Raw genomic sequence first — 8,736 nt, forward strand, 5'->3', positions numbered from 1 at the left:
TATGGCGGGATAGGCTTTCGGCCCCACCTGATCATAGGGGCTGTAGCTCATCATATAGTCGTAGGCCTCGGGGTCCTCGATGGGATTGCCCCACTCGGGCCACTCCGGCGGCGTGAGCGGCAGGGAGGTGTCGCTCATGGTGTTGATCACATCAACGAAGGGCACCTGGCCGATGACGCCGGCCCACAGGTCAGGCCGCATGTTGTTGACGGCCCCCATCAGCAGACCTCCGGCCGACCCGCCCTGGGCGACGATGTTTCCAGTCGCGGCGTATTTGCGGTCGATCAGGTGTTCGGCGGCGGCGATGAAGTCGGTGAAGGTGTTCTTCTTCGTCATCCGGCGGGCGTCCAGGAACCAGCCCCAGCCCTTGTCCGACCCGCCCCGGATATGGGCGATGGCGTAGATCCAGCCGCGATCCACCAGGGACAGCCGGTTGGTCGAGAAGCTGGCCGGCATCGGAATGCCATAGGAGCCGTAGCCGTAGAGCAGCAGGGGCGCCGAGCCGTCCACCGGCGTGGATTTGCGACGCAGCACCGTGACCGGCACCAGCTGTCCGTCCGAAGCGGGGGCGTTCAGCCGCTCGACCACATAGTCCGCGATATTGTGGCCCGACGGAATCTCCTGCGTCTTGCGCAGGGTCCGCTCGCGCGTCGCCATGTCGTAGTCGAAGGTCTGGGTCGGGGTGGACGGCGAATTGTAGCTATAGCGTGTGTGGGTCGTCTCGAACTCGGAGGCGCCGGACAGCGACAGGGCGAAGGCGGGTTCGTCGACGGCGATCTCATGCTCGGCGCCGGCGCGGTCGCGGATGATGATCCGGGTGTTGGCGTCGGCGCGTTCCTGGCGGGCCAGGTGATCCTTCGTCAGATCCAGGCCTTCGATGAACCGGCCCGGCGTATGCGGCACCAGATCGGTCCAGTGGGCCTTGCCGGGCGTCGCGGTCGGCGCCTGGACGATCTTGAAGTCGATGGCGTCGTCCGCATTGGTTCGGATCACCCAGCGGTCGCTCCAATGATCGACGTCGTAGCGGAGGGCCACCACGCGAGGCTCAAGCATCACGGGTTCGGCCGTGGGCGTCGCGGCGGGAATGTAGCGCGCCTCGGAGGTTTCCTGGTTCTGGATGCCGATGACGATGAACTGGTCGTCGGCGGTGCGGCCGACGCCGATGAACATGCCGTCGTCGGCTTCTTCATAGACTAGGGTGGTTTCGCCGCCGCGCGCCGGGCGGCGGAAAATCTTGTCGGGGCGACCGTTATCGTCGCGATTGGTCCAGAAGATCCACTGGCTGTCGGGCGAGAAGACGAAGTCGCCGGTGGCGCTGTCGATCACGTCAGGCAGAACTTCGCCGGTCGCCAGGTCCTTGACGTAGATTTTGTGGACCTCGGAGCCCTGGGCGTCCTCGGCATAGGCGAAAAGGCTGTGGTCCGGGCTGTGGCTCGCGGCCGAAACTTCCGAATAGGCCTTGCCCTCGGCGAGTGCGTTGGCGTCCAGGAGCAGTTGAGGCGTGGGCGCGACGACGAAGTTCTTCGTCACCGGCTGGCCGTCCACCATCCACGCGCCCTGACGCTCGACGCGCATGTAGCGAGGATGCTGGTCGCCCGTACGATATTCGACGTAGTAGTTCCAATCGCCGTCCGGAGCCGGAACCGAGCTGTCGTCTTCCTTGATGCGACCGCGCATCTCCGCGAACATCGCCTGCTGCAGCGGCAGGGTGGAGGCCATCATGGCCTCGCGGTAGGTGTTTTCGGCCGTCAGGTGTTCCTTGACGTCGGCCTTGATCAGGGTCGGGTCGCGCAGCACGGCCTGCCAGTTGTCGTCCTTCATCCAATGATAGTCGTCGGTCCGCGTGCGGCCCAGTTGTTCGATGACGACAGGGATCTTCTTGGCGACGGGGGGCTGGGGCATCGAGGGTCCGGTAGTCTGAGCGGGCTTGGCGAGGGAGGGGGAGGCGACCGCGACGGCGGTTGCGGCGGTCGAGAGGATCAGTTGGCGACGGTTCATCTGTTAGGCCCCCTTATTCGGACCCGAACCTTGTGCGTGGCCCATGGCGGCGTCAAATGAAGAAAAGCCCAGAGAGGCGCTTTGCCTTGATGTTCGACCTCCAGACCCAGCCGACAGCCTCTGTCGAGGCCACGCAGACCGTGTCGCGTTCCGCCAGGGACCTGACCGTGACCATGATCCGGGCGACGGTGCAGATCGACCAGTCGAACGGCGACGGCACGCGAACCGTGGGCGCGGGCTTTCTGCTGAATGCGCCGCGGGCGGACGGCACGCCGCGCACTGTCCTGGTCACCGCCGATCATGTGCTGAGCCGGATGCCTGACAGCGAGGCGCGGATCGGATGGCGCGTCGAACTGCCGGACGGGGGATGGCGTTTCGATCCCCAGCCGCTGACCATTCGGGACGCAGACTCTGACCCGCTATGGACCAAGCCGGACGACCGCGACATTGCGGTCATGGAGATCAGCGCGCCGGCCGCCTTCGCCCACGACGCCATTCCGATCGCCTGGCTGGCGGACAGGGAGGCGTTCGACGCAGCCGAGGTCGGGCCGGGCGACGATATGCGGACGCTGGGCTTTCCCCGGGGATTGTCGGCCAACCGCGCCGGGTTTCCGATCCTGCGCGTCGGGCGGATCGCATCCTGGCCGCTGACGCCGATCAGCGCCTTTCCGACCTTCCTGCTCGATCTGGCCGTCTTTCCAGGCGACTCGGGCGGACCGGTGTTCTGGACGCCGCCGCGGCCCTCGTCGGACCTGTCGCCGGCCCATCCCTATGTCGCCGGGGTGCTGACCCAGGAAGTGATCGTCCAGGACGAGCGGCTCAGGATCGGCGTGGTGGTCCACGCCGACTATATCCGCGAGGCGGTGGCCCTGCTGGACCAGAAGGCCGCGCCGGCGCCCTGAGGCGCCGGGCGCTCGCCGCCTCAGCCCGTCAGGGCTTCGGCCGTCAACCGCTTCAGCAGGTCGCCGCCCTGGCCCACGGCCGCCAGGCGGCTGGAGACATGGCCCAGCACATTGGCGGCATAGACCTCATACAGGTCCAGCTTGCCTTGCAGCCAAACGGGGTCGCCTTCGCCGGCGTCCAGCCGCGCCCTGGCCGCCAGGGCGCCCTTGGCCAGCATCCAGCCGCCGACCACGTCGCCCATCAGTTTGAGATAGGCGTCGGCGGCCGCCAGGACGTCGGCGGCGCCGTCCGCGTCGGCCTTGCGGTCCAGCAGCCAAAGAGTGGCGTCCTGCACCGCCTCGATACCCGTGGCGAACCGCTCGAGGGGCTTGCCGGAATAGAGAGACGCCAAGGTCACCAGGGTCGCCTTCATGTCAGCGATCACGGCCTTGGCCGCCTCGCCGCCGTCCATCGACAGTTTGCGGCCGACCAGGTCCATGGCCTGGATGCCGTTGGTGCCCTCGTAGATCGGCGCGATCCGGGCGTCGCGATAGTATTGGGCGGCGCCGGTCTCTTCGATGAAGCCCATGCCGCCGTGAATCTGAATGCCCAGCGAGGCGACCTCGCAGCCCACATCGGTGGACCAGGCCTTGGCGATGGGGGTGAACAGATCCTCGCGCGCCTTCCAGCGGCGGCGGTCGTCCTCGGTTCCGGCATGACGGGCCAGGTCGGCGGCGACGCCGGTCGACAGGCAGATGGCACGGGCGGCCGAGGTCTTGGCCTTCATCACGCCCAGCATGCGCCGCACGTCGGGATGGTCGAAGATCGGGGCGTTGGCCTCGCCGGTCCAGACCGAGCGGCCCTGGCGACGGTCCAGCGCATAGGCCAGGGCGTGCTGATAGGCGCGTTCGGCGATGCCGACGCCCTCGACGCCCACGGCGAGGCGGGCGGCGTTCATCATCACGAACATATGGGCCAGGCCCTCGTTCGGGCGGCCGACCAGTTCGGCGCGGGCGCCTTCATAGCTCATGACGCAGGTGGGGGAGGCGTGAATGCCCAGCTTGTGCTCGACCCCGACGGGGCGGAAATCGTTGCGGGCGCCCAGGCTGCCGTCGTCATTGACCGCGAACTTGGGGGCCAGGAACAGGCTGATGCCCTTCGGCCCCTTGGGCGCGTCCGGCAGGCGTGCCAGGACCAGGTGGATGATGTTGTCGGTGGCGTCGTGGTCGCCCCAGGTGATGTAGATCTTCTGGCCGTTCAGGGCGTAGGTGCCGTCGCCGTTGGGCGTCGCCGTGGTGATCAGCGAGCCTAGGTCCGACCCGGCGCCCGGCTCGGTCAGCACCATGGCGCCGGTCCATTCGCCGCTGACCAGCTTGGTCAGATATTTGGTCTTCTGGTCCTCGGTCCCGACCTGGTCCAGCGCCTCGATGGCCGCCAGCGACAGCATGGGGCAAAGGCCGAAGGCCATGTTGGCGGAGTGGACGGTCTCATAGGCCGCCAGCTCCAACGCCTTGGGCAGGGCCTGGCCGCCGACCTCGACGGGGGCCGACAGACCGGTCCAGCCGCCGGCGGCGAACTGGCGATAGGCGTCCGCGAAGCCGGGGGCGGCCGTGACGGCGCCGTTCGCATAGTGCGAGCCCTGCTGGTCGCCGATACGGTTTAACGGGGCCAGCACCTCTTCGGAGAACTGTCCGGCCGCTTCCAGCACGGCGCCCGCGATGTCGGAATCATAGTCCGGGAAGGCGCCGGTGGCGGCGACGTCGGCCATGCCGGCGATCGCCTCCAGGGTGAAGGCCAGGTCACGAACGGGTGCGCGATAGCTCATGGGTTTCCTCGGTGTGTATTCAGGCCTAAGTGCCTCGTCATCGCCCCTCGTCGCAAGCGGCTTGGCGCAAGGCTCTTCGTCGGGGCACAGTGGCGCCCTGCCGCCACGGAAGGGAAGTCATGGCCGAACCTCGCAATCGCTATTCGACAGTATCTCTGGCGTTTCACTGGATCATCGCCTTCGCCGTGCTGGCCCAGGTGCTGCTGATCACGGCGCATGAGAAGACGGAGGGCGCTCTGTCGGGCCAGTTCGTCATGCTGCACAAGTCGGTGGGCCTCACCATACTGGTCCTGACCCTGGCGCGAATCGGCTGGCGGCTGGCGCATCCGGCCATCCCTCTGCCGGGCCACCTGCCGCGCTGGCAAAGGCTGGCGGCGCGGGCGACCCATGTGCTGTTCTATGTGGTCCTGATCGCCATGCCGATGACCGGTTGGCTGGCCTCGTCGGCGGCTGGGCGCGAGATCGCCTGGTTCGGTCTGTTTGACTGGCCCCTGTTGCCCGTCGGCGGCGGGCGCGAGACGGCGGGTCGGTTCATGGAGGTCCATGAGCTGGTGATGAAGGGTCTGTACATCCTGATCGCGCTTCATGTGCTGGGTGCGCTGAAGCATCAATTCATCAATCGCGACAATGTACTGCATCGAATGATCCCGCTGATCCCGCGCCGGCCATGAAGGCGCGGTTGGGCGATACGGCCGATCAGGCGGCGACGGCCTTGCGCCGGGGCGAACTGATCCTGCTGCCGACCGAGACCGTCTATGGCCTGGGCGCCGACGCGGGCAACGCCGAGGCGGTGGCCGCCATCTTTCAGGCCAAGGGAAGACCGCGCTTCAATCCGTTGATTTCCCATGTCGGCGACGCCGTGGCGGCCGAGGCCATAGGTGTGTTTGACGCTTCCGCCCGGGCGCTGGCCGAGACCTTCTGGCCGGGGCCTTTGACCCTGGTGACGCCGGTGCGGGACGGCGGGCGGGTCTGCGATCTGGCGCGGGCCGGGCTGGACAGCGTGGCCATCCGAGTTCCCGGCCATGCGGCTGCGCGGGCGGTGCTGTCGGCCTTCGACGGGCCGGTCGTGGCGCCCTCGGCCAATCGGTCCGGGCGGCCCAGTCCGACGAATTTCGCCGACGCTGTCGAGGAGACGGGGTTCGCTGTGACGGCGGCCGTGGACGGCGGCCCTTGCGCCGTGGGGCTGGAGAGCACGGTCGTGTCGGTGCTGGACGGTCGGGTGTCGCTGCTTCGGCCGGGCGCCGTGACCCGCACCGAGATCGAGGCCGTGGTCGGGCCGCTGGCGGAGGGCGGCGAGGGGCGCAGATCGCCGGGCCGGCTGGCCGTGCATTACGCCCCCGACGCCCCGGTTCGGATCGACGTCGTCGAGCCCCGTGACGGAGAGATCCTTCTGGGGTTCGGGCCGGGGGCGGGGGATCCGCGCTGGAGCCTGAGCGTCTCGGGCGATCTGAGAGAAGCGGCCGCCAACCTGTTCAGATTGTTCAGGGAAGCCGACCGGATGCACCCGATTGGCATCGCCGTGTCGCCGATCCCGTCGCAGGGTCTGGGCGAGGCGATCAACGACCGTCTGCGCCGCGCCGCCGGCTTCGTCGGCTAGCCGAACCGGGCCTGGAGATCGACGCTGGACCGGCGTCCGACGCTGGGCAGGCAGGTGGTCAGCCAGTCGTCGGCGGCGGCGCGGCCGCGCGCCTTCAGATCGTTGAGGAAGCTCCATTCGGTGTTGAACTTGGACCGCAGCGACAGGTCGGACAGCCAGCCGTCGGCCTCGATGGCGTGCAGCCGGACCTGGCGATAGGGACCGCCGCCGCCGCCCTTCAACTGGCCGTTGGCGATCATCTCGCCGGCCATGGCGATGGCGCGCAGTTCGGCGACCAGGGGGGCGTTGAAGACGATCTCGTTCAGCCGCTCGACGATGTCGCCGGCGCTGCGCGGCGTCTCGTCGCGGGCCATGGCGTTCAGCGTCACCAGCAGGACGTCGTCCGGCGTGTCGTCGCCAGTCAGGGGCCATAGCGGGGGATTGGTCAGATAGCCGCCGTCCCAATAGGGTTCGCCGTCGATCTCGACCGCCTGGAACAGATGGGGCAGGCAGGCCGAGGCCATCAGGACGTCGGCGGTGATCTCTCCGGATTCGAAGATGCGGGCCCGGGCCTGGCGGACGGCGGTGGCGGCGACGAACAGTTTGACGTCCGAGGCCTGGACCGCGCCGAAATCGACCGCCGCCTTCAGCACTCGTTTCAGAGGATTGTGATTTAACGGGTTGAATTCATAGGGGCTCATGGACAGGGCCAGGGTCTCGCCAGCGCGCCATAGCGGGGTATCCTTGATCCAGTCCGGCGTCTGGGCCGGGTTCCACAGGGTGCTGTCGCCGAAGACGTTGCGGCCGCCCGACTGGTTGATCTCGCGCCACAGTTTGTCGAGAGCGGCGCGGGCGTCGCCGGCGGCCAGGCCCGAGACCAGGGCCGTGCCGTTCATGGCCCCCGCCGAGACGCCCGAGACGGCGCGGACATCCAGCCGACCGTCCTCCATCAATCGGTCAAGCACGCCCCACTGGAAGGCCCCGTGCGCCCCGCCGCCCTGCAGCGCCAGGGACAGGGGCCGTCGCCCCGAGGGCGAGGGGACGATGTCCGCCGGTTCGGCGGTCTTGCGTCTGAAGATCGCCATGCCGCCGCCCCCTAGGTCATTGGTCTATTGCGCGGTCCAGCCGCCGTCGATGGAGAAGCTGGCGCCGTTTGCCGAGGCGCCGAGGTCGCTGACCAGATAGAGGAAGAGGCCCGCCAGCTGGTCGGTGGTTACGAACTTCTTGGTCGGCTGCGCGGCCAGGATGACGTCGTGCAGCACCTGTTCCTTGGAGATGCCGCGGGTGCGCGCCTGGTCGGCGATCTGTTTCTCGACGATGGGGGTCTCGACGAAGCCGGGGCAGATGGCGTTGCAGGTGATGTTGTCCTGGGCCAGTTCCAGGGCCACCGTCTTGGTGAAGCCGACAATCCCGTGCTTGGCGGCGACATAGGCCGACTTGAACGGGCTGGCGACCAGGCCGTGGGCCGAGGCCATGTTGACGATCCGACCGCGCCCCTGGGCCTTCATGATCGGGATGGCGGCGCGGGTGGCGTAGAAGGCCGAGGACAGGTTGATGGCGATGATCTGCTCCCACTTGTCGGTGGGGAATTTTTCGACGGATTCGACGTGCTGGATGCCGGCGTTGTTGACCAGGATGTCGAGGCGGCCGAACTCGTGTTTGGCGAAGGCCACCATGTCGGCGATCTCGTCGCCGCGCATCATATTGGCCGCGTGATAGCGGACCCGGCCGCTGGACGACGCCTCAAGTCCGGCGCGGGTGCGTTCGATCTCTGCGGGATCGCCCAGGCCGTTCAGCACCACGTCGCCGCCGCGCGCCGCCACGGCGCGCGCCAGAGCCAGGCCTATGCCCGAGGTCGAGCCGGAAATGACCGCGACCTGTCCCTTGAGGTCGCCCACGTCGCGGAACTCCGGCGTATCGCCATGGGCGGCGCCGGGACCCTTGGATGACTTCGACCAGTTGAACATGGATCCGCCCTTCGGTGCTTTTGCGAGAGACTAGCGGCAGGAACGGTCAGGGATCAAGAATTTCCCGACCTGATGAATATCCACTCGTTGTCCGTCGAGGCGGTCTTGTCGAATTTGTAGCCGTCGCGGTCGAAAGCCTTCAAGTCCTCCACCCGTTCCACCCGTTCGTCGATGGCGAACCGGGTCATGGCGCCCCGGGCCTTCTTGGCGAAGAAGGAGACGATCCGGCTCTCGCCGTTCTTTTCCTCGCGGAACTGGGGGGTGACGACCGGCAGTTTCAGGGCCTTGGCGTCGACGGCGCCGAAATATTCCTGACTGGCGAGGTTGACCAGGGTCGGATCGGCCTGACCTTCAGCGTCGGCGTTCAGCTGTTTCGAGATCCGGTCGCCCCAGAAATCATAGAGGCTGGACCCGCGCCGGGTCTTGAGACGGGTGCCCATTTCAAGCCGATAGGGCTGGATCCGGTCCAGCGGCCGCAGCAGGCCGTA

General features: G+C 67.6%; 8 protein-coding genes. 3 read left to right on the forward strand and 5 right to left on the reverse strand.

Annotated elements, in window-relative coordinates; genetic code table 11:
* On the reverse strand, nucleotides 1-1,998 hold a 1,998-nt coding region (locus ACK4MH_RS15350), incomplete at its 3' end, for a S9 family peptidase (protein ID WP_409719923.1).
* An 89-nt stretch (nucleotides 1,999-2,087) separates the two neighbouring features.
* On the opposite strand from ACK4MH_RS15350, the gene ACK4MH_RS15355 reads away from it, so the two are divergent.
* Entirely contained in the window at nucleotides 2,088-2,900 is an 813-nt protein-coding gene (locus ACK4MH_RS15355; protein ID WP_409719938.1) for a trypsin-like peptidase domain-containing protein, read from the forward strand.
* A 20-nt stretch (nucleotides 2,901-2,920) separates the two neighbouring features.
* On the opposite strand, the gene ACK4MH_RS15360 is transcribed toward ACK4MH_RS15355, so the two are convergent.
* Nucleotides 2,921-4,705 carry an acyl-CoA dehydrogenase gene (locus tag ACK4MH_RS15360; RefSeq protein ID WP_409719925.1) on the reverse strand — a complete coding sequence of 595 codons (1,785 nt, stop codon included), beginning with the start codon at nucleotides 4,703-4,705 and terminating at the stop codon, nucleotides 2,921-2,923.
* A 119-nt stretch (nucleotides 4,706-4,824) separates the two neighbouring features.
* On the opposite strand from ACK4MH_RS15360, the gene ACK4MH_RS15365 reads away from it, so the two are divergent.
* Complete coding sequence (locus ACK4MH_RS15365; protein ID WP_409719927.1) at nucleotides 4,825-5,376, forward strand: cytochrome b; 552 nt, start codon at nucleotides 4,825-4,827, stop codon at nucleotides 5,374-5,376.
* Nucleotides 5,373-6,302: an L-threonylcarbamoyladenylate synthase gene (locus ACK4MH_RS15370; RefSeq protein WP_409719930.1), complete on the forward strand. Its 930-nt coding sequence runs from the start codon at nucleotides 5,373-5,375 to the stop codon at nucleotides 6,300-6,302. The genes ACK4MH_RS15365 and ACK4MH_RS15370 overlap by 4 nt, the downstream gene beginning before the upstream one ends.
* Here ACK4MH_RS15370 and ACK4MH_RS15375 read toward each other — a convergent pair.
* The 3 genes from ACK4MH_RS15375 to ACK4MH_RS15385 all read right to left on the reverse strand — a co-directional run.
* A complete protein-coding gene (locus ACK4MH_RS15375; protein ID WP_409719932.1) occupies nucleotides 6,299-7,366 on the reverse strand; it encodes a patatin-like phospholipase family protein in 1,068 nt (355 codons plus the stop codon). The two genes, ACK4MH_RS15370 and ACK4MH_RS15375, sit on opposite strands and share 4 nt — an antisense overlap.
* A 24-nt stretch (nucleotides 7,367-7,390) precedes the next feature.
* Nucleotides 7,391-8,248, reverse strand: a complete 858-nt coding sequence (locus ACK4MH_RS15380; RefSeq protein WP_409719934.1) for a 3-hydroxybutyrate dehydrogenase — start codon at nucleotides 8,246-8,248, stop codon at nucleotides 7,391-7,393.
* 53 nt (nucleotides 8,249-8,301) lie between these two features.
* Nucleotides 8,302-8,736, reverse strand: a 435-nt coding sequence (locus ACK4MH_RS15385) for a YaaA family protein (protein WP_409719936.1), incomplete at its 5' end; no start/stop codon positions are given.

Source organism: Brevundimonas sp. (genome assembly GCF_046295075.1).
GTDB lineage: Bacteria > Pseudomonadota > Alphaproteobacteria > Caulobacterales > Caulobacteraceae > Brevundimonas.